This window comes from Streptomyces sp. NPDC001663 (assembly GCF_042893105.1).
Classification (GTDB): domain Bacteria; phylum Actinomycetota; class Actinomycetes; order Streptomycetales; family Streptomycetaceae; genus Streptomyces.
Genome location: NZ_JBIAUR010000001.1, coordinates 948,338 through 967,082, shown reverse-complemented (window position 1 = coordinate 967,082; position 18,745 = coordinate 948,338). Strand labels below are relative to the sequence as shown.

Genomic DNA, 18,745 nt, shown 5'->3' with positions numbered 1-18,745 from the left:
CGCTCGGCCTGCGTCGCGGGGAAAATGAACCATGAGGTTCCTGAAGCGGTCGAGCTCCCGAGCGAGGCACGCCAACTACATCCCGGTCGAAGACGATGAGGACGACGAAGAATCCGCCCGCGGCGGCTACGTGATCAGGGCCGAGGCGGAGGCACAGCCGATGACGCTCACCGAGCCGATCCAGACCGTGCGGTCGGATGAGTTCTCGGTCTCCGCCCCTTCGCAAGCGCTCAAGCCGGGCGTGCACTGTCTTCTCGGCGGCCCGGGCGAGCCGACCTGCGAGGTGGTCCAGGTCGTAATGGACGAGCCGCGGCGCATTCGGCGAGGCATGTTCGGGACCATCGCCTCTCCTCATCCAGCGGGCACCGTGGTCACCTTGGTGACCGCCGAACGCATCGAGGACTGGTCGCAGTGGCCGTGATCGGACCACCAGCCATGACCTGTATGGCGCACCCCGGTCTTCCTCCCGAGTGACCCCGGTGGCGCGAGTCCCCGGATCGCTGGTGTCTGTACGAAGGAGGACCGGGCAGAAAGCGGGAGACCATGGAGCGAAAGCACGAGCGCCTCGCGACCCCCTGGGCCGCCGGCGTGGCCGGAGTGGTGTTCGCGGTCCTGATGGCTGCCGCGATCATCCTGATGCGCATCGCTCTGCCCGACGGGGGCGACGCAACCGTCGATGCCGCACAGCGGAGCGCCGTGCGGACGGCGCTGGAGCTGCTGCCGTTCGCCGGGATCGCCTTCCTGTGGTTCATGGGCGCCCTGCGCGAGCAGGCCGGCGAGGGCGAGGACCAGTTCTTCTCCACCGTTTTCCTGGGCAGCGGCCTGGTCTTCGTCGCCACCCTGTTCGGCGCTGCCGCGGCGGCCGGAACCGTGCTCGACGAGGGTCAGCAGAACCCTCCTTTCGGCCGGGGCTTCGCCTACGCCCTGCTGACCACGTACGCCATGCGCATGGCGGCGGTGTTCATCATCACCACCTCGACCATCGGCCGCCGCCGCGGTGCCCTCCCGCGCCCGCTCGTCGCCCTCGGCTACCTGGCGGGCCTCACGCTGCTCGTGGTGGGGTCGAGCGTGCCCTGGTCCGAACTGGTCTTCCCGGCCTGGGCGTTGCTCCTCAGCCTGAACATCCTGCGGGGCCGGCGTCCCGCCCCGCCACAGCCGGCCACATCGACCTGAGCCGACCGCACCACTCACTCGAACGGCCTCCTCCTCGTCGCCGCATCCCGTCCGGCCACCGAGGGTGGTCGCAGGGGGCCGACCGGGCCGTTGGAGAGGACCGATCCCGTGGTGAGGATTGCCGTCGACCTGAACCGCTGTCAGGGGTATGCGCAGTGCGCGTTCCTCGCCCCCGAGATCTTCGCCATGCACGGCGAGGAGGCGCTGCTGTACGACCCGGAGGCCGACGAGGCACAGCGCGCGAAGCTGGCCCAGGCCGCCGCGGCCTGCCCGGTCCAGGCCATCCTCGTCGATGCGGTGGACGTACCGGCCGAGGCGGTGTCCGGTGCTCGGTGACGGATCCCTGGAACGGCTCAAACGCGAGGGCCGCATCGTCGTCGTAGGTGCCTCGCTGGCCGGCCTGCGCGCTGCCGAAACCCTGCGGGCCGAGGGCTTCGCGGGCTCCCTGACCATGATCGGCGACGAGCCTTACGAGCCGTACGACCGGCCCCCGCTCTCCAAGCAGGTACTGCTGGGCAGGGCGGCCGCCGACCACACCGCGCTGCCCAGGCTCCGCTCGGTCGACGCGACCTGGCGGCTGGGTGTCCCGGCCACCGGCCTGGACATGGCCGCACGGCGGGTGCGGCTGGCCGACGGCGACGAGGTCCCGTACGACCGGCTGCTGATCGCCACCGGGGTCCGGGCGCGGCCGTGGCCGCGCGAGGCCGAGGCGGAACTCGACGGCGTCTTCGTCCTGCGGACGCGCGACGACAGTGCCGCGTTCGCCCGGCGGCTGGACGCAGGACCCAAGCGGGTCCTCGTCATCGGGGCCGGGTTCACCGGCTCGGAGATCGCCTCCGCCTGCCGCGAACGCGGCCTTGCCGTCACCGTCGCCGAGCGCGGCTCGGCGCCCCTGGTCGGCGCGCTCGGTGGGGTGGTCGGCGCGGTCGCCGCCGAGATGCACCGCGAGCACGGTGTGGACCTGCGGTGCGGGGTCATGGTGACCGCGCTGGAGGGCGATGCCTCGGGACGGGTGCGCGCCGCGCATCTGTCCGACGGCTCCACCGTGGAGACCGACGTGGTGATCGTCTCGCTCGGCGCCACCCGCAACACCGAATGGCTCGCCGGATCCGGACTCGGAGCAGGCCCCCGAGGCATCGCCTGCGACGCCGGCTGCCGCGCCTTCGACATCCGCGGAATCGTCACCGACGACATCTACGCGGCGGGCGACGTCGCACGCTGCCCGCACCCCCTGTTCGGCTACCAGTTCCTGTCCCTGGAGCACTGGGGCAACGCCGTCACCCAGGCCCGGATCGCGGCGCACAACATGATCAGCGAGAGCTCCGACCGCATCCCGCACATGGAGGTGCCGGCCTTCTGGTCCTCGCAGTTCGGAGTGAACATCAAGTCGGTCGGGGTGCCGTCGCTGGGGACGGAGATCCTCATCTCGCAGGGCTCGCTCAAGGACCACCGGTTCGTCGGCGTCTACGGGTACCAGGGCCGCGTCATCGGCGCGGTCACCTTCGACCAGGGCCGATGGCTGCCGTTCTACCAGGAGCTGATCGAGACCACCGCGCCGTTCCCGCCGCCCTTCCCCACGGTCGACCGGCGCTCGGACGGACAGCGCCCGCTCGACGCGGACTTCCCCGACCCGTCGGTGCCCACCCACGGCCCCACCGTGACCCTCGGCGGATACTCGCCGGCCGACCGCCGGATGACGTTCACCCCAGCGCACTGACCCGTACGGCCACGAGGACCCGCCATGACGCAATCCTTGCTGCACCAGATCCTGGACTACGCCAACCGCGCCAACCCGTACCCGATCTACGAAGAGCTACGGAAGACGCCGGTGCACCACGAAGCCGGCGGGCCGTACGTCATCAGCACCTACCACGAGATCCGCAGCCTCCTGCACGATCCCCGGATCAGCTCCGACGCCCGCAACCTGTCCTCGACCACTCGCGACCCGCTGGCCGAGCCGGCCCAGGAGGAGAGCGCCCTGCCGCCCGGGTTCCTGCGGCTCGACCCGCCGGAACACGACCGGATGCGCCGCATGACGAACCGGCCCTTCGGCCCACCGCACTCCCCGCGCCGCGTCGACGGGATGCGCCCAGAGCTCCACGACATCGTCTCCGGCCTCATCGACGGCATCGCCGACCCGAGCCGGATCGACCTGGTGGAGCAGTTCTCGTACCCCTTCCCGGTGACCGTGATCTGCCGGCTGCTCGGCGTACCGCGCGAGGACGAGGCCCGCTTCCACACCTGGGCGGACACCCTCGCCGCGAGCCTGGACCCCGACCCGGACGCGGATCCCACCGAGCGGGGCAAGGGCGCGCACGACGCCCGTATGCAGTTGGGCATGTACCTGGCCGGCCTGATCGAGGAACGCCGCAAGAACCCCGGCGACGACATGCTGTCCCAACTGGCCACGGCCAAGGGCGAGGACGGCCCGATGACGACGATGGAGCTGCTCAGCACCGCGGCACTGCTGCTGATCGCGGGACACGAGACCACCGTCAACCTCATCACCAACGGAATGCTGACCCTGCTACGCCATCCCGAAGTCCTCGAGCGACTGCGTACGGATCCGCAACTGGCCGTGCCCATCGTTGAGGAACTGCTGCGCTTCGAGCCACCGGTGCAACTGGTGCCCCAGCGCACCACCCTCGCCGACATCGAGATCCGCGGCGTCACCATCCCCAAGGGCGCTTCCCTCTGGCTGGTCCTGGCATCCGGCAACCGCGACCCCCAGCGCTTCGAGGACCCGGACCGCTTCGACCCGGACCGGCGGGACATCCAGCACCTCGGCCTGGGCAGCGGCATCCACAGCTGCTTCGGCGCACCACTCGCCCGACTGGAGACCCAACTCGCCCTGTCGGAACTGGCCCGGAGACTGGAAAACCCACGCCTGCTGGAGGACCCGCCCCCGTACCGCCAGAACGCCGTGCTGCGTGGACCGCGACACCTGCCCATCGCGTGCGACGGGATCCGCCCCTAGCGCCGCATCAGGCAGCATTCGCCCTGTTGAGCAACCAAGCCAGTACAGCCACGCCGAGGGGTGCCGCGGCAAGAACGCCGACAAGGAGACCGACGCCTGGGTCAGCCGGCGCCGGAAAGGCCCAGTTCACTGCTGCAGCCACGAGCAGTGTCACCGTTGCCAGCGCCAGGAGAGCGACTACCACAGCAAGCCGGCGCGGCGGCCCGGCGCGGTACAACTCAGCCGCAGGCCAGACCGCGAACATGCCCGTCATGAAGGCGACGAGAGCGGGGTCGGGCAGCCACCCGAACGGCCACGCCAACAGGGCGACGATCCCTGAGAAACCGAGGCCAACCATTTCCAGGACCACGGTGGACACCACCGGGTCCCACGGACCGCTCCGGCTCGTGCCCTTCCCGCGGTCCTTCTCATCGGCCACATCGTCAGAGTAAGCGTCAGCAGGGCGAGGGTTGCCTGATGCGGCACTAGCTGTCGTGCTGGATCGGCCCGAGTTGACGCAGCAGCTTCGGCAGCGCGGTGCCGATGGGTTCGCGGACGACTTCGTCGGCCAGTTCGTCGTACGGCGTCGCCTCGGCGTTGACGATGACGAGCCGCGCCCCGTGATCCGCGGCGACACCGGCAAGCCCGGCGGCCGGCTGCACCTGAAGACTGCTCCCTACGGCGATGAACACCTGACACGCCTTGGTGATCGCGACGGCCTCACCCAGCACCACCGGATCGAGCCGCTCCCCGAACATCACGGTCGCCGACTTGAGGATCCCTCCGCATTCCAGGCACGGCGGATCGTCTTCCCCGGCCTCGACCCGGGCGAGGGCGTCCTCCATGGGCCCGCGCGCGTGGCACCCGGTGCACACGAAGCTCCGCGCGGAGCCGTGCAGTTCGAGCACCTTGCGGGCGGGCATCCCGGCGAGCTGGTGCAGCCCGTCGACGTTCTGCGTGATGACCCGCACCGGCACCCCGGCCTGCTCGAGCTCGGCCACGGCGCGGTGCGCGGCATTGGGCTCGGCCTTCAGCGTCCGGTTCTTGCGCCGCATCTGCCAGGACCGCCGCCGGATCTCCGGATCGCGCATGTAGTACTCGTACGTCACGAGCTTCTCGGCCTCGGGATCCTTCCGCCACAGGCCGTTGGGGCCGCGGTAGTCCGGGATGCCGGAGTCGGTCGAGATACCGGCGCCGCTCAGAATGGCGACGAGGGGCTTGGTCATGTCACCGAGGGTAGGTCGGGCGCTCCGGGAGCGGCCAACGGATATCGCCGGGGGTGGTGGGCTGCTAGCGTCCCGTCATGGCCAAGGTCACCGTCTCGCTCGACGCCGAACTCGTCGTGGAAGTCATGGTGCTCGCCGGCGTGAGCAGCCCCCAGGACGCCGTCGAGCTCGTCGTCCGCGACTACGTCGAACGCGGCCACCGGACCGAGGCCCGGGTCGCCGCGCGGGACGAGGCGCTGCGCGAGGTGGACGTGAAGCCCAGGGACGTCGAGGGCTGAGCCCGGCAGCAGGCTCTGATCCAGGCGGTCGAGGCTGATCCCGGTCGGCTGGGACAGGATCCGGTCGGCCGCCGAGGCCGAATCCGGCGGACCGCCGAGGCCGAATCCCGCCAACCGCGTGTGATGACCCGTCGCCGTCAGTCGCCCCAGTGGCCGTCAGCTGACCCAGTGGCCGTCAGTTGACCCGATGGCCCTCAGCCGACCCGATGCCCGTTCTCCAGCTCCGCCGTCCCCGCCCCCTCCGCCAGCACATCCAGCGCAGCCAGAACGCGGCGCCCCAGCGCCCCCGGCAGATATTCGGCCAGCTCCCCGCGCTCCACCAGCCGCCACGACAGCAGCTCCTCCTCCTGCAACCGGATCGCTTTGAAGTCGTCCTCGGCGAGGACCCCGCCGTCGTAGAGGTAGGCCACCAGCGGCGGCCAGGTCGGCCGGTACACCCAGTCCACCGCGAGCAGTCGGCCGAGTTCGCGGTCGAGGCCGATCTCCTCGAGGGTCTCGCGGCGCGCGCCCTGGCGTGGGGTCTCGCCGTCGTCGGACTCGATCGTGCCGCCCGGAAGCGCCCAGCCCTCACGGTAGTTGGGCTCGACGAGCAGCACCCGGCCCTCGGCGTCGCGGAAGAGGGCGGCGGCGCCGGAGAGGACGCGGGGGAGTCCCGCGATGTACGCGGCGAAATCTTCAGAGCTGGTCATTCAGGAAGAGTAACCAGCTTGCGCAAACGCCTCTCGTCCTCGCTGCCCGGCGCGGGGAAGTGACAGATCAGGCTCAGCCAGGGCGCCTCCGCCGGCGCCATGCGTACGTACGACACCTCGAAGGCGCCCACGTCCGGGTGACGGTAGCGGCGGACCGAGGACCGGAACTCGACGACGTCGTGCTCCGGCCACAGCGCCGCGAACTCGGGGCTGGTGGCGAGGAGTTCGTCGATCAGCTCCGTGAAGCGGGGGTTGTCGAGCTCGTAAGCCGCCTGCTGGCGCAGCAGCCCGGTCAGCCAGCGCGCCTCCGCCTCCCACTCGGGCATCAGCGTCCGCAGCAGGGGCTCGCGGAACAGCATCCAGACGCTGTTCAGCTCGCCGGGCGCGCGGTCGCGCAGGGTGCTGCCGAGGATCTGCTCCTGCGCCCGGTTCCAGGCCAGGACGTCGAAGCAGCGGTCGATCACGAACGCCGGGTTGGGCATCAGCGTGTCCAGGAACGTGCGGACCGCGTCCGGGACGTCGCGGGAACGCTCGGCCGGTTCCGGGACGGGCAGGCCCGACAGGCGGAACAGGTGGGTGCGCTCCACCTCGTCCAGCTGCAGCGCCCGGGAGAGGGCCAGCAGGATCTGCGGGGAGACGTTGATGTCCCGGCCCTGTTCGAGCCAGGTGTACCAGGTCAGGCTCACACCGGAGAGCAGCGAGACCTCCTCGCGGCGCAGCCCCGGCGTCCGGCGCCGGCCACCTGGCGGCAGCCCGGTCCCCGCGGGGTCGGCGCGCTCGCGGCGTGAACGCAGGAAGGCGCCGAGCGCCTTGCGGCCGTGGTCCCGCCCTGCCGGTACTGGTGTCGCTGCCACCAGTAAATTCTGCACTCTTCAACCGGCCCGCGGTCCGGCGGAGGGTGGGAGGGACAGCGAAATCCCACGTCACGAACTCCCTTGTGAAAGGCGGCCCTTGTGGCTGAGCTGACCCCTCCCCGAACCGTCCTCGTCACCGGCGCCACCGGCGGCGTCGGCTCCGCCGTGGCCCGCAGGCTGCACGCCGACGGCTGGATCGTGTACGCCGCCCACCGCAGGCCCGCGGACGCGACCGCGCTGCGGGACGCCGGCCTCGAGCCCGTCCGGCTGGACGTCACCGACGAGGAGTCCGTCCACGCCGCCGCAGAAGCGGTCGGGCCACGCCTGGACGGGCTCGTCAACAGCGCCGCCATCATGGGTCAGGGTCCCGTCGAGCTGACGCCGGCCGAGGCGTGGCGGCGCCAGTTCGAGATCAACGTCATCGGGCAGGCCGCCGTGATCCGGGCCTTCCTGCCCGCTCTACGGACGACTGGCGGCCGGATCGTGAACATCGGCGCCGTCTCCGCCCGCGTCCCGCCGCCCTTCTTCGGCCCGATCGCCGCCTCCAAGGCGGCCCTGTCGGCACTCACCCAGTCCCTGCGCGCGGAAGTGCACCACCAGGGCGTCAAGGTCTCCCTCGTCGAACCCGGCGCCATGGACACCGCCATCTTCGCAACGGCCGACAAGGCGAGCGCGGAGCTCGGGTGGGTGGGATCGACCGAGACCCAGCGGTATTACGCCGCCGCCCTGGACGCCGTACGAGCCACCGCCGCACGTCAGACACTGGGGCCCGTCGAGCCCGCCGTGAACGCCGTCGTCCGCGCCCTGACCGCGCGCCGCCCCGCCACCCTGTACACCACCGGTCGCGACGGCCGCGCGCTCGCCCTGCTGCGGTTCCTGCCGGACGGACTGCGCGACCGCCTGGTGCTGCGGGCGATGGGACTGACGGCCGGGGCGTTCGCGGAAGCGCCAGTCCCGGCGCACGCGCGCCCCGGTCTCTAGGGTTCGGCCTCCGCCAGCTGCACCGTCCGCTCCGCCAGCTCACTGATCCGCACCCCGTCGAACCCGAACACCGCACTGCGGACCGTGTCCTCCAGCGGCTCCTTCCACTGCGTCGGGATCGCGTCCGCCCCGGTCAGTACCCCGGCCACCGAGCCCGCCGTCGCTCCGTTGGAGTCGGTGTCCAGGCCGCCGCGGACGGTGAGGGTGATGGTGCGGGTGAAGTCGCCGTCGCCGTACAGAAGGCCCGCGGTGAGTACGGCCGCGTTCGGGATGGTGTGGATCCAGCCGAGCCCGGCGGTCTCCTCCGCGACCGTCGTCAGCGTGTCCTCCCAGGTCATCCGGGTGTCGTGGAGCGAGACGACCCGGCGGACCGTACGGGCGAGGCGGCTGCTCGCCGGGATCACGGCGAGGGCCTGGTCCACCGCGTGCCGGACCGTGGGTGCCGTGAACGCCGCAGAGATCAGTGCCGCCGCCCACATCGCGCCGTACACGCCGTTGCCGGTGTGCGACAGCACCGCGTCCCGGCGCGCCAGGGAGGCGGCGCGGCGCGGGACGCCGGGGCAGGTCCAGCCGTAGATGTCGGCGCGGATCAGGGCGCCGATCCACTCCTGGTACGGGTTGTCGTAGGTGGCCGTGAGCGGCGGCTTCAGGCCGTTCGCGAGGTTGCGGTACGTGGCCCGCTCCGCCGTGAAGGTCTGCAGATACGGCAGCCGCAGCAGCCACAGCTCGCCGACCTGCTCGGTGCTGAAGCCGAAGCCGTGGGTCTCCAGGAGGTCGAGGCCGAGGATCGCGTAGTCGACGTCGTCGTCCCGGCAGCTGCCGTGGATGCGGCCGCGCACGCACTGGCGCCACTCGGGGCGCAGCTCGAAGCCGTCGCTCTCGTCGGCGGGCTCGGGGAGGTAGTCGGTCAGGGGCAGGGCGGCGGCCTGCCGCAAGTAGCGGTCGATACGGTCCCGCGTCCACAGGTCGCCCTGCTCGACCGGCTTGCCGAGCATGTTGCCCGCGATCCGGCCCAGCCAGCCCCCGAGGATGCGGTCGGTGAGCTCTGGCTCAGTGCCCACAGGGGTCATAGGACCGGTTTACCCAATTCCGGCGCCGGCTGCGCGGGGTTCGGCAAGGGCGCACAGCGGGCTCCCAGCGGCGTCCCAGGCTCCGGTCGGTGCATGACGGCGGGGGCGCTCTCCGGTTAAGGTCGCAGCGGCGCGACTGGCCTTGACATGCGTGAGGCCCGGAGAGCAAGGGGAAGACAAGGTGGCGGACGCTGCAGGCATCGGTGCCCAGAGGGTGCTCATCGCCGCGGACAAGTTCAAGGGGTCGCTGACGGCGGTGCAGGTCGCCGAACGGGTGATGGCCGGGCTGCGCAAGGTCGTACCGGACCTCCAGGTGGAGGCGCTGCCCGTGGCCGACGGCGGCGACGGAACCGTGGACGCGGCGGTCGCGGCCGGTTTCGAGCGCCGCGAGGTGCGCGTCGCGGGACCGCTCGGACACGAGGTGACGGCGGCCTTCGCACTGCGCGCGGGCACGGCGGTCGTGGAGATGGCGGAGGCGAGCGGCCTGCAGCGGCTGCCGGCCGGCGTGTTCGCACCGCTCACGGCGTCCACGTACGGCTCCGGAGAACTGCTGCGGGCCGCGCTCGACGCGGGCGCGCGGACGATCGTGTTCGGCGTCGGCGGCAGCGCGACCACTGACGGCGGCGCCGGAATGCTGTCCGCACTGGGCGCGCGGTTCCTGGACGCGGACGGCGAGCCGGTCCCGCCGGGTGGCGGTGGCCTGAGCGAGCTCGCCTCCGCCGACCTGTCGGACCTGGACCCCCGACTCGCCTCGGTCCAACTGGTCCTGGCGAGCGACGTCGACAATCCGCTGACCGGCCCGAAGGGCGCCCCCGCCGTCTACGGCCCCCAGAAGGGCGCCTCCCCGGACGACGTGGAGACCCTGGACACCGCCCTCGCGCACTACGCCAAGGTGCTGGAGGAGGCGGTCGGCGCGAAGGCCGCGGAGCACGCCGCCTCCCCGGGCGCGGGCGCCGCCGGCGGCATCGGCTACGGCGCCCTCCTGCTCGGCGCCCGCTTCCGCCCCGGCATCGAGGTGATGCTCGAGGTGCTCGGCTTCGCACCCGCACTGGAGTGGGCCGACCTCGTGATCACGGGCGAGGGCTCCCTGGACGAACAGACCCTGCACGGCAAGGCCCCGGCGGGCGTCGCCGCCGCCGCACGCGCCGCCGACAAGGAGGTCATCGCAGTCTGCGGGCGCCTCGTGCTGCAGCCGGAGGCGCTGGGCCGGGCGGGGATCCGACGGGCGTACCCGCTCACGTCCGTCGAGCCGGACGTGGCGAAGTGCATCGCGGATGCCGGGCCGATCCTGGAGCGGGTGGCGGAGCAGATCGGCCGGGACTTCCTGAGCTGAGGAGCCGCCTCACGGAACGACGAAGGGCCCCGAGCCGAGTGGCTCGGGGCCCTTCACCGTCGTAGAACCGCTACGGCTTCAAACCGCTACGGCAGCTGTGCCCGTGCCTCGCGCCGGTTGTCCCGGAAGTTGTTCACCCGGCGGGCCGTGGCGAACAGCGGGATCACCGCGCCGGTGACCAGCTGGAGCGCGCAGCCCGTCTGGAGGAGCAGCTGACCGCTCGGGGCGTCGAAGGCCCAGGCCGCCAGCAGACCCATCGAGACGACGATCCAGGACAGCATCGCCACGGCGAGGCGGCCGCGCGGCTTCGGGTACTCGACCCGGCTCACCATCAGCCAGGCCGTGCCCAGGATCGCCAGGAGCGTGGCCACGAAGGGCAGCTCCAGGAGCACGATCGAGACCACCGTCAGGGCGCCGAACGGGGAGGGCATGCCCTGGAACATGCCGTTCGGGACCGTCACGCACGAGAACCGCGCCAGACGCAGTACGACGGCCAGGAGCACCACGATTGCCCCGACCGCAGCCACTCTCTGGTGCGCGTCGTCCGCGACCATGCCGTAGACGAGGACGAAGTACGCCGGCGCCAGACCGAAGCTGATCAGGTCCGAGAGGTTGTCCAGCTCCGCACCCATCGGCGAGGAGCGCAGCTTGCGCGCGACCAGGCCGTCGAACAGGTCGAAGACCGCCGCGCACAGCATCAGGATGACCGCGGTGGCCGCACTGTGGCGGGCCATGCCGGTCTCCTGGTCACCGGTGAGGTGCGGGATCAGGATGCCGGTGGTCGTGAAGTACACCGCCATGAAGCCGCACGTCGCGTTGCCGAGGGTGAGGGTGTCCGCTATTGAGAGGCGGAGAGAGAGGGGCATCTCCTCCTCTTCGTCCACCTCGTCGGCCTCGGGCACCCAGCCCGCCTGGGTATCAGGATCAATCACGGTCAATGCGAGTCACCCCAGCCACGGTCTTCTGACCGACCTCGACCGCGACCTCCACGCCCTCGGGCAGGTAGATGTCGACGCGCGAGCCGAAGCGGATCAGACCGATACGGTCGCCCTGCTCGACCTTCGTGCCCTGCGGGATGTAGGGGACGATGCGACGGGCCACCGCGCCGGCGATCTGGATCATTTCGATGTCGCCGAGTTCGGTGTCGAAGTGCCAGACTACGCGCTCGTTGTTCTCGCTCTCCTTGTTGAACGCCGGAACGAACCCACCCGGGATGTGCTCGACCGACGTCACCGTGCCGGAGAGCGGCGCCCGGTTGACGTGGACGTTGAGCGGGCTCATGAAGATCGCGACGCGGGTGCGGCCGTCCTTCCACGGCATGATGCTCTGCACCACACCGTCGGCGGGCGAGATGACCCGGCCCGGGGCGATCTCACGCTCGGGGTCGCGGAAGAACCACAGCATGCCCGCCGCGAGTGCGGTGGCGGGCACGGCCACGGCCTTGGCGGCGCCGGAGCGGCGCGCACGGGCCAGGCTGAGGGCTGCGGTGGCGACGGTCGGGAGAAGCCACGGCGATGCTCCGCGCGCAAGACGTACGCCTGCCAGGCTGTCGCGTGGTGCAGAGGTTTGGCTGTGGGGCATGGATGACCTTCGTAGCGGATGATGCCGCGCTGTAACGGGGGACGGCGGCTTTCCCGGGATCGTACCGGTCGCGGGCCGCAACTGGGCAAGCCAGGAAGCCGAGTCGGCGGCCGAAGAGAGCTGACGGGGTGTGATCTTCTTCTCCAAGAAAACACCCCGTATCCGGACATCTAGCCCTGGAACCGATACTCTTCGAGCAGCCTGCGACCGATGATCATTTTCTGGATTTCGGCGGTACCTTCACCGATCAGCAGCATCGGGGCCTCGCGGTAGAGGCGCTCGATCTCGTACTCCTTGGAGAAGCCGTAGCCGCCGTGGATCCGGAAGGCGTCCTCCACGACCTCCTTGCAGTACTCGGAGGCGAGGTACTTCGCCATCCCAGCCTCAAGGTCGTTTCGTTCACCGGAGTCCTTTTTGCGTGCCGCGTTCACCATCATCGCATGGGCGGCCTCGACCTTGGTAGCCATCTCGGCCAGCTTGAACTGGATGGCCTGGTGCTGGGCGATCGGCTTGCCGAAGGTGTGGCGCTGCTGGGCGTACGAGACGCCCAGTTCGAACGCACGCTGAGCGACGCCGCAGCCACGCGCCGCGACGTTGACGCGGCCGACCTCGACTCCGTCCATCATTTGGTAAAAACCTCGGCCGGTCTCGCCGCCGAGCACACGGTTGGCCGGAATCCGCAGGCCGTCCATGATCAGCTCGGTGGTGTCGACGCCCTTGTAGCCCATCTTGTCGATCTTCCCGGGGATGGTGAGGCCGGGGCGGACCTCTCCGAAGCCGGGCTCCTTCTCGACCAGGAAGGTCGTCATCGACTTGTGGGGCGCGGTGCCCTCGGGGTGTCCTTCATCACTTCGGACGAGTACGGCGACCAGACTTGACGTTCCGCCGTTCGTCAGCCACATCTTCTGGCCGTTGAGGACGTATTCGTCGCCGTCCTTGACCGCCTTGGAGGTGATGGCGGACACGTCCGAGCCGAGGGCCGGCTCCGACATCGAGAAGGCGCCGCGGATGTCGCCGGCCGCCATGCGCGGCAGGAAGTGGTCCTTCTGCTCCTGCGTGCCGTGCTGCTTGAGCATGTACGCCACGATGAAGTGGGTGTTGATGATGCCGGAGACCGACATCCAGCCGCGGGCGATCTCCTCGACGCACAGGGCGTAGGTGAGGAGCGACTCGCCCAGACCCCCGTACTCCTCGGGGATCATCAGGCCGAACAGGCCGAGTTCCTTGAGGCCGTCGACGATCTGCTGCGGGTACTCGTCGCGGTGCTCCAGCTCGGTCGCGACCGGGATGATCTCCTTGTCCACGAAGTCGCGGACGGTGGAGAGGATCTCCTGCTGGATGTCGGTCAGACCGGCGGTCTGGGCGAGACGGGCCATGGCTTACTTCTCCTGCTGCTTGAGCTCGGGGCGGCCCGGCTGCTCGCCGCCGCGCTCCTTGATGTACGTCTCGGTCGGCACCATCACCTTGCGGCGGAACACGCAGACCAGCGTGCCGTCCTGCTTGTAGCCCTTGGTCTCGACATAGACGATGCCGCGGTCGTTCTTCGACTTGGACGGCCACTTGTCGAGCACGGTCGTCTGGCCGTAGATCGTGTCGCCGTGGAAGGTCGGCGCCACGTGCTTGAGCGACTCGATCTCCAGGTTGGCGATCGCCTTGCCGGAGATGTCCGGCACGCTCATGCCGAGCAGCAGCGAGTAGATGTAGTTGCCGACGACGACGTTCTTGCCGAAGTCCGTCGTCTTCTCCGCATAGTTGGTGTCCATGTGGAGCGGGTGGTGGTTCATGGTGAGGAGACAGAACAGGTGGTCGTCGTACTCCGTGACCGTCTTGCCCGGCCAGTGCTTGTACGTCGCCCCGACCTCGAACTCCTCGTAGGTGCGTCCGAACTGCATCGCGCTCAGGCCTCCGGGATCTCGAACTTGCTGGTGCGCTGCATGCCGGCGGCGCGGCCCTTGCCGGAGATGACCAGCGCCATCTTGCGGCTGGCCTCGTCGATCATCTCGTCGCCGAGCATCGCGGAGCCCTTCTTGCCGCCCGCCTCGGACGTGTAGTAGTCGTACGCGTCCAGGATCAGCTCGGCGTGGTCGTAGTCCTCCTGCGAGGGCGAGAAGATCTCGTTGGACGCCTCGACCTGGCCCGGGTGCAGCACCCACTTGCCGTCGAAACCGAGGGCGGCGGCGCGCTGGGCGACCTCGCGGTAGCCGTCGATGTTGCGGATCTGCAGGTAGGGGCCGTCGATCGCCTGGAGGTTGTTGGCGCGGGCGGCCATCAGGATCTTCATCAGGATGTAGTGGTAGGCGTCCGCCGGGTAGCCGGGCGGCTGCTCACCGACGACGAGCGACTTCATGTTGATCGACGCCATGAAGTCGGCCGGGCCGAAGATGATCGTCTCGACGCGCTGGGAGGCCGTCGCGATCTCGTTGACGTTGTTGAGGCCCTGGGCGTTCTCGATCTGTGCCTCGATGCCGATCTTGCCGACCTCGAAGCCCATCGTCTTCTCGATCTGGGTCAGCAGGAGGTCGAGGGCGACGACCTGCTGGGCCGTCTGCACCTTCGGCAGCATGATGCAGTCGAGGTTCTGTCCGGCACCCTCGACGACGGTGACGACGTCGCGGTACGTCCACTCGGTCGTCCAGTCGTTGACGCGCACGACCCTCGTCTTGCCGGTCCAGTCACCCTCGTTGAGGAACTTGACGATCGTGTGCCGCGCCTCGGGCTTGGCGAGCGGCGCGCACGCGTCCTCCAGGTCGAGGAAGACCTGGTCGGCCGGGAGGCCCTGCGCCTTCTCCAGGAAGCGGGGGTTGCTTCCGGGGACCGCGAGGCAGGAGCGTCGCGGACGCAGACGGTTGACGGGCGTGGTCATGCGGGGACCTCCAGGGGGTCGAGCTTGTTCGCTTTCCGGATCTCGTCGACGATGCGGCCGATGATGCCGGTGATGTCGAAGTCCTTCGGGGTGAAGACGGCGGCCACTCCGGCGGCCCTGAGCTGCTCGGCGTCACCATTCGGGATGATGCCACCGGCGATCACCGGTATATCTGTGGCACCGGCCACACGGAGCCGTTCCAGGACGTCCGGCACCAGCTGGGCGTGCGATCCGGACAGGATCGACAGGCCGACCGCGTGCACGTCCTCGGCGAGGGCCGCGTCCACGATCTGCTCGGGCGTCAGACGGATGCCCTGGTAGACCACCTCGAAGCCGGCGTCACGGGCCCGCACGGCGATCTGCTCGGCGCCGTTGGAGTGCCCGTCCAGCCCGGGCTTGCCGACCAGGAAGCGCAGCTTGCCGACGTCGAGGTCCTTCGCCGTCAGGTCGACCTTGCGGCGGACCTCGGACATGGCCGAGCCCTCCTCGGCGGCGATCGCCACCGGCGCGGACGAGACGCCGGTCGGGGCGCGGAACTCGCCGAACACCTCGCGCAGGGCGCCGGCCCACTCGCCGGTCGTGGCCCCGGCGCGGGCGCACTCCAGGGTGGCCTCCATGAGGTTGCCGGTGCCCTTGGCGGCCTCCTTCAGCTTCTCCAGCGCCTTGCACGGGCGCGGGTGGTTGAAGGGCGGCTGGTAGCGGGTGTCGCGCCAGTTCTGCAGTGATGCGATGACGCGAGCCTCGACAGCTGGATCGACTGTCTGGATCGCTGTATCGAGATCCGCAGTCAATGGATTCGGCTCGGTCGTCTCGAAGATGTTGACGCCGACGATCTTCTCTTGACCGGACTCAATACGAGCCCTGCGCTCGGCGTGCGAGGAGACGAGCTGCGACTTGAGGTAGCCCGACTCGACGGCGGCCATCGCGCCGCCCATCTCCTGGATCCGCTCGATCTCCGCGAGGGACTCCTCGACGAGCTTCGCGACCTTCGCCTCGATGACGTGCGAGCCCTCGAAGATGTCCTCGTACTCCAGCAGGTCGCTCTCGTGCGCCAGCACCTGCTGGATGCGCAGCGACCACTGCTGGTCCCAGGGGCGGGGCAGGCCCAACGCCTCGTTCCAGGCCGGGAGTTGGACGGCACGCGCGCGTGCGTCCTTGGAGAGGGTCACGGCCAGCATCTCCAGCACGATCCGCTGGACGTTGTTCTCCGGCTGCGCCTCGGTCAGACCCAGGGAGTTGACCTGGACGCCGTACCGGAAACGGCGCTGCTTGGCGTTCTCGATGCCGTAGCGCTCGCGCGTGACCTTGTCCCAGATGCGGCCGAAGGCGCGCATCTTGCACATCTCCTCGACGAAGCGGACGCCCGCGTTCACGAAGAAGGAGATACGGGCGACCACGTCACCGAACTTCTCGGCCGGGACCTGACCGCTGTCCCGGACGGCGTCGAGGACCGCGATGGCGGTGGACATCGCGTACGCGATCTCCTGGACCGGCGTGGCGCCCGCCTCCTGCAGGTGGTAGCTGCAGATGTTGATCGGGTTCCACTTCGGGATGTGGGAGACCGTGTACGCGATCATGTCCGTCGTCAGACGGAGGCTCGGCCCCGGCGGGAACACGTGTGTGCCGCGGGACAGGTACTCCTTGACGATGTCGTTCTGGGTCGTGCCCTGGAGCTTGGTGATGTCCGCACCCTGCTCCTCGGCGACGACCTGGTAGAGCGCCAGCAGCCACATGGCGGTGGCGTTGATCGTCATCGAGGTGTTCATCTGCTCCAGGGGGATGTCCTGGAACAGCCGGCGCATGTCACCGAGGTGCGCGACCGGCACGCCGACCCGGCCGACCTCGCCGCGGGCGAGGATGTGGTCGGAGTCGTAGCCGGTCTGCGTCGGCAGGTCGAACGCGACCGACAGGCCGGTCTGGCCCTTGGCGAGGTTGCGCCGGTACAGCTCGTTGGACGCCTCGGCCGTGGAGTGACCGGCGTACGTGCGCATGAGCCACGGCCGGTCCTTCTCCCGCTTGCCTTCGGCGGGCTGACGCTCAGTCATCTATGACCCCGGGTGTCTCAGATGTTGCGGAAGCGGTTGATGGCGTCGATGTGCTTGGCGCGCATCTCCTCGTCGCGCACGCCGAGACCCTCCTCGGGGGCCAGGCACAGCACGCCGACCTTGCCCTGGTGGAGGTTGCGGTGCACGTCGTACGCCGCCTGGCCGGTCTCCTCCAGGGAGTAGACCTTCGACAGGGTCGGGTGGATCTTGCCCTTCGCGATCAGCCGGTTGGCCTCCCAGGCCTCGCGGTAGTTGGCGAAGTGCGAGCCGATGATCCGCTTCAGGGACATCCACAGGTAGCGGTTGTCGTACTCGTGGTTGTAGCCCGAGGTCGAGGCGCAGGTGACGATGGTGCCGCCCTTGCGCGTGACGTACACGGAGGCGCCGAAGGTCTCGCGGCCGGGGTGCTCGAAGACGATGTCGACGTCCTCGCCGCCGGTGAGCTCGCGGATGCGCTTGCCGAAGCGCTTCCACTCCCGCGGGTCCTGCTCGTGCTCGTTCTTCCAGAACTTGTAGCCCTCGGCGTTGCGGTCGATGATCGCCTCGGCGCCCATCGCGCGGCAGATGTCCGCCTTCTGCGGCGAGGACACGACACAGATGGGGTTGGCGCCGCCGGCCAGCGCGAACTGCGTGGCGTACGAGCCGAGGCCGCCGCTCGCGCCCCAGATCAGGACGTTGTCGCCCTGCTTCATGCCGGCGCCGTTGCGGGAGACCAGCTGGCGGTAGGCGGTGGAGTTGACCAGACCGGGAGCGGCGGCCTCCTCCCAGCTGAGGTGGTCCGGCTTCGGCATCAGCTGGTTGGACTTGACGAGCGCGATCTCGGCGAGGCCGCCGAAGTTGGTCTCGAAGCCCCAGATGCGCTGCTCGGGGTCGAGCATCGTGTCGTTGTGGCCGTCGCTGGACTCCAGCTCGACCGACAGACAGTGCGCGACGACCTCGTCACCGGGCTTCCAGGCGTTGACACCCGGACCGGTGCGCAGGACGACGCCCGCGAGGTCGGAGCCGATGATGTGGTACGGCAGGTCGTGCCGCTTGGTCAGCTCGCTGAGGCGGCCGTAGCGCTCCAGGAAGCCGAAGGTGGACAGCGGCTCGAAGATCGAGGTCCACACGGAGTTGTAGTTGACCGAGGAGGCCATCACGGCCACCAGGGCCTCGCCCGGGCCGAGCTCGGGCAGGGCCACCTCGTCGAGGTGGATCGACTTGCGCGGGTCCTTGTCGCGGGTCTCCAGGCCCGCGAACATCTCCGTCTCGTCCTTGTGCACGGTGATCGCGCGGTACGACTCGGGGAGCGGCAGAGCGGCGAAGTCGGCCGGCGTCGAGTCCGGCGACTGGATCGCGTCCAGGATGTCCTTCACGGTCACGGTGTTGCCTCCGGCGATACGCACCCTGAGGGAGGGGTGCTGAGGGTTACGTCGGTGTGCTGCTGAGGGTTTTGGGAAGTGCCGTCGGTTCGGCGGTGGTGCTGTTCGGCAGCGCTTTGTGGCGCGGGAGGTTGCCTGTGACGCAGGCGTCCGGGCGCGCAAGCCATTGGCTTGAGGGGACAGCCGGCGTGCGTATGGTCTCTGCACGCCGGCCGCCCGGACTCCTTCAACGTATGACACCGCGTGTCACCCCGCAAGGCACTGAGTGCCAGAGATTGCCCTCAGGTGAAATCTTTACGTAACAAATGAGCGATGATCGATCGAACGCGCGCTGA

At 69.7% G+C, this 18,745-nt stretch carries 20 protein-coding genes; 8 read left to right on the top strand and 12 right to left on the bottom strand.

Going from position 1 to position 18,745, the window contains the following annotated elements; all coding sequences use genetic code 11:
- Positions 1-31 precede the first annotated feature (31 nt).
- The 5 genes from ACFY1L_RS04535 to ACFY1L_RS04515 all read left to right on the top strand — a co-directional run bounded on the left by ACFY1L_RS04535 (position 32) and on the right by ACFY1L_RS04515 (position 4,150).
- Entirely contained in the window at positions 32-421 is a 390-nt protein-coding gene (locus tag ACFY1L_RS04535; RefSeq protein WP_388818006.1) for a hypothetical protein, read from the top strand.
- A 122-nt stretch (positions 422-543) separates the two neighbouring features.
- The gene (locus ACFY1L_RS04530) at positions 544-1,173 is read left to right on the top strand and encodes a hypothetical protein (RefSeq protein WP_388818003.1); all 630 of its coding nucleotides are present in this window, start codon (positions 544-546) and stop codon (positions 1,171-1,173) included.
- A gap of 111 nt (positions 1,174-1,284) precedes the next feature.
- Entirely contained in the window at positions 1,285-1,509 is a 225-nt protein-coding gene (locus tag ACFY1L_RS04525; RefSeq protein ID WP_053747430.1) for a ferredoxin, read from the top strand.
- Positions 1,466-2,890, top strand: a complete 1,425-nt coding sequence (locus ACFY1L_RS04520; protein ID WP_388818000.1) for an NAD(P)/FAD-dependent oxidoreductase — start codon at positions 1,466-1,468, stop codon at positions 2,888-2,890. The genes ACFY1L_RS04525 and ACFY1L_RS04520 overlap by 44 nt, the downstream gene beginning before the upstream one ends.
- 24 nt (positions 2,891-2,914) lie before the next feature.
- On the top strand, positions 2,915-4,150 hold the full coding sequence (locus ACFY1L_RS04515; protein ID WP_388817998.1) for a cytochrome P450: 1,236 nt from the start codon (positions 2,915-2,917) through the stop codon (positions 4,148-4,150).
- 7 nt (positions 4,151-4,157) lie between these two features.
- On the opposite strand, the gene ACFY1L_RS04510 is transcribed toward ACFY1L_RS04515, so the two are convergent.
- Positions 4,158-4,568, bottom strand: a complete 411-nt coding sequence (locus tag ACFY1L_RS04510) for a hypothetical protein (RefSeq protein ID WP_388817995.1) — start codon at positions 4,566-4,568, stop codon at positions 4,158-4,160.
- Between the two features lie 46 nt (positions 4,569-4,614).
- Entirely contained in the window at positions 4,615-5,355 is a 741-nt protein-coding gene (locus ACFY1L_RS04505) for an NAD-dependent deacetylase (protein ID WP_388817992.1), read from the bottom strand.
- 77 nt (positions 5,356-5,432) lie between these two features.
- On the opposite strand from ACFY1L_RS04505, the gene ACFY1L_RS04500 reads away from it, so the two are divergent.
- Positions 5,433-5,633, top strand: coding sequence for a type II toxin-antitoxin system VapB family antitoxin (locus ACFY1L_RS04500; RefSeq protein WP_388817989.1), 201 nt, complete (start codon positions 5,433-5,435; stop codon positions 5,631-5,633).
- Between the two features lie 194 nt (positions 5,634-5,827).
- On the opposite strand, the gene ACFY1L_RS04495 is transcribed toward ACFY1L_RS04500, so the two are convergent.
- Both ACFY1L_RS04495 and ACFY1L_RS04490 read right to left on the bottom strand, forming a co-directional pair.
- Entirely contained in the window at positions 5,828-6,322 is a 495-nt protein-coding gene (locus tag ACFY1L_RS04495) for an NUDIX domain-containing protein (RefSeq protein WP_388817986.1), read from the bottom strand.
- Positions 6,319-7,176 carry a helix-turn-helix transcriptional regulator gene (locus ACFY1L_RS04490; RefSeq protein WP_388817983.1) on the bottom strand — a complete coding sequence of 286 codons (858 nt, stop codon included), beginning with the start codon at positions 7,174-7,176 and terminating at the stop codon, positions 6,319-6,321. The genes ACFY1L_RS04495 and ACFY1L_RS04490 overlap by 4 nt, the downstream gene beginning before the upstream one ends.
- 99 nt (positions 7,177-7,275) lie before the next feature.
- Here ACFY1L_RS04490 and ACFY1L_RS04485 point away from each other — a divergent pair, with 99 nt between their 5' ends.
- Complete coding sequence (locus ACFY1L_RS04485) at positions 7,276-8,157, top strand: SDR family NAD(P)-dependent oxidoreductase (protein ID WP_388817980.1); 882 nt, start codon at positions 7,276-7,278, stop codon at positions 8,155-8,157.
- Here the strand turns inward: ACFY1L_RS04485 and ACFY1L_RS04480 are convergent.
- Entirely contained in the window at positions 8,154-9,227 is a 1,074-nt protein-coding gene (locus ACFY1L_RS04480; RefSeq protein WP_388817977.1) for an ADP-ribosylglycohydrolase family protein, read from the bottom strand. The genes ACFY1L_RS04485 and ACFY1L_RS04480 overlap by 4 nt on opposite strands.
- A 214-nt stretch (positions 9,228-9,441) precedes the next feature.
- Here ACFY1L_RS04480 and ACFY1L_RS04475 point away from each other — a divergent pair, with 214 nt between their 5' ends.
- Positions 9,442-10,560, top strand: coding sequence for a glycerate kinase (locus ACFY1L_RS04475; protein WP_388818950.1), 1,119 nt, complete (start codon positions 9,442-9,444; stop codon positions 10,558-10,560).
- Positions 10,561-10,646: 86 nt separating this feature from the next.
- Here the strand turns inward: ACFY1L_RS04475 and pssA are convergent, their stop codons facing one another.
- The 7 genes from pssA to ccrA all read right to left on the bottom strand — a co-directional run bounded on the left by pssA (position 10,647) and on the right by ccrA (position 18,404).
- Positions 10,647-11,462 (bottom strand): CDP-diacylglycerol--serine O-phosphatidyltransferase, encoded by an 816-nt coding sequence (gene pssA / locus ACFY1L_RS04470; RefSeq protein ID WP_388818947.1) that lies wholly within the window; start codon positions 11,460-11,462, stop codon positions 10,647-10,649.
- 22 nt (positions 11,463-11,484) lie between these two features.
- Positions 11,485-12,141: a phosphatidylserine decarboxylase gene (locus ACFY1L_RS04465; protein ID WP_388818944.1), complete on the bottom strand. Its 657-nt coding sequence runs from the start codon at positions 12,139-12,141 to the stop codon at positions 11,485-11,487.
- A 170-nt stretch (positions 12,142-12,311) separates the two neighbouring features.
- Complete coding sequence (locus ACFY1L_RS04460; RefSeq protein ID WP_388817974.1) at positions 12,312-13,517, bottom strand: acyl-CoA dehydrogenase family protein; 1,206 nt, start codon at positions 13,515-13,517, stop codon at positions 12,312-12,314.
- 3 nt (positions 13,518-13,520) lie between these two features.
- Complete coding sequence (locus tag ACFY1L_RS04455; protein ID WP_062716551.1) at positions 13,521-14,033, bottom strand: MaoC family dehydratase; 513 nt, start codon at positions 14,031-14,033, stop codon at positions 13,521-13,523.
- 5 nt (positions 14,034-14,038) lie between these two features.
- The gene (locus ACFY1L_RS04450) at positions 14,039-15,004 is read right to left on the bottom strand and encodes a CoA ester lyase (RefSeq protein ID WP_099932428.1); all 966 of its coding nucleotides are present in this window, start codon (positions 15,002-15,004) and stop codon (positions 14,039-14,041) included.
- On the bottom strand, positions 15,001-17,049 hold the full coding sequence (locus tag ACFY1L_RS04445) for a protein meaA (protein ID WP_388817970.1): 2,049 nt from the start codon (positions 17,047-17,049) through the stop codon (positions 15,001-15,003). The genes ACFY1L_RS04450 and ACFY1L_RS04445 overlap by 4 nt, the downstream gene beginning before the upstream one ends.
- A gap of 17 nt (positions 17,050-17,066) precedes the next feature.
- Positions 17,067-18,404: a crotonyl-CoA carboxylase/reductase gene (gene ccrA / locus ACFY1L_RS04440; protein WP_388818941.1), complete on the bottom strand. Its 1,338-nt coding sequence runs from the start codon at positions 18,402-18,404 to the stop codon at positions 17,067-17,069.
- Between the last annotated feature and the right edge of the window lie 341 nt (positions 18,405-18,745).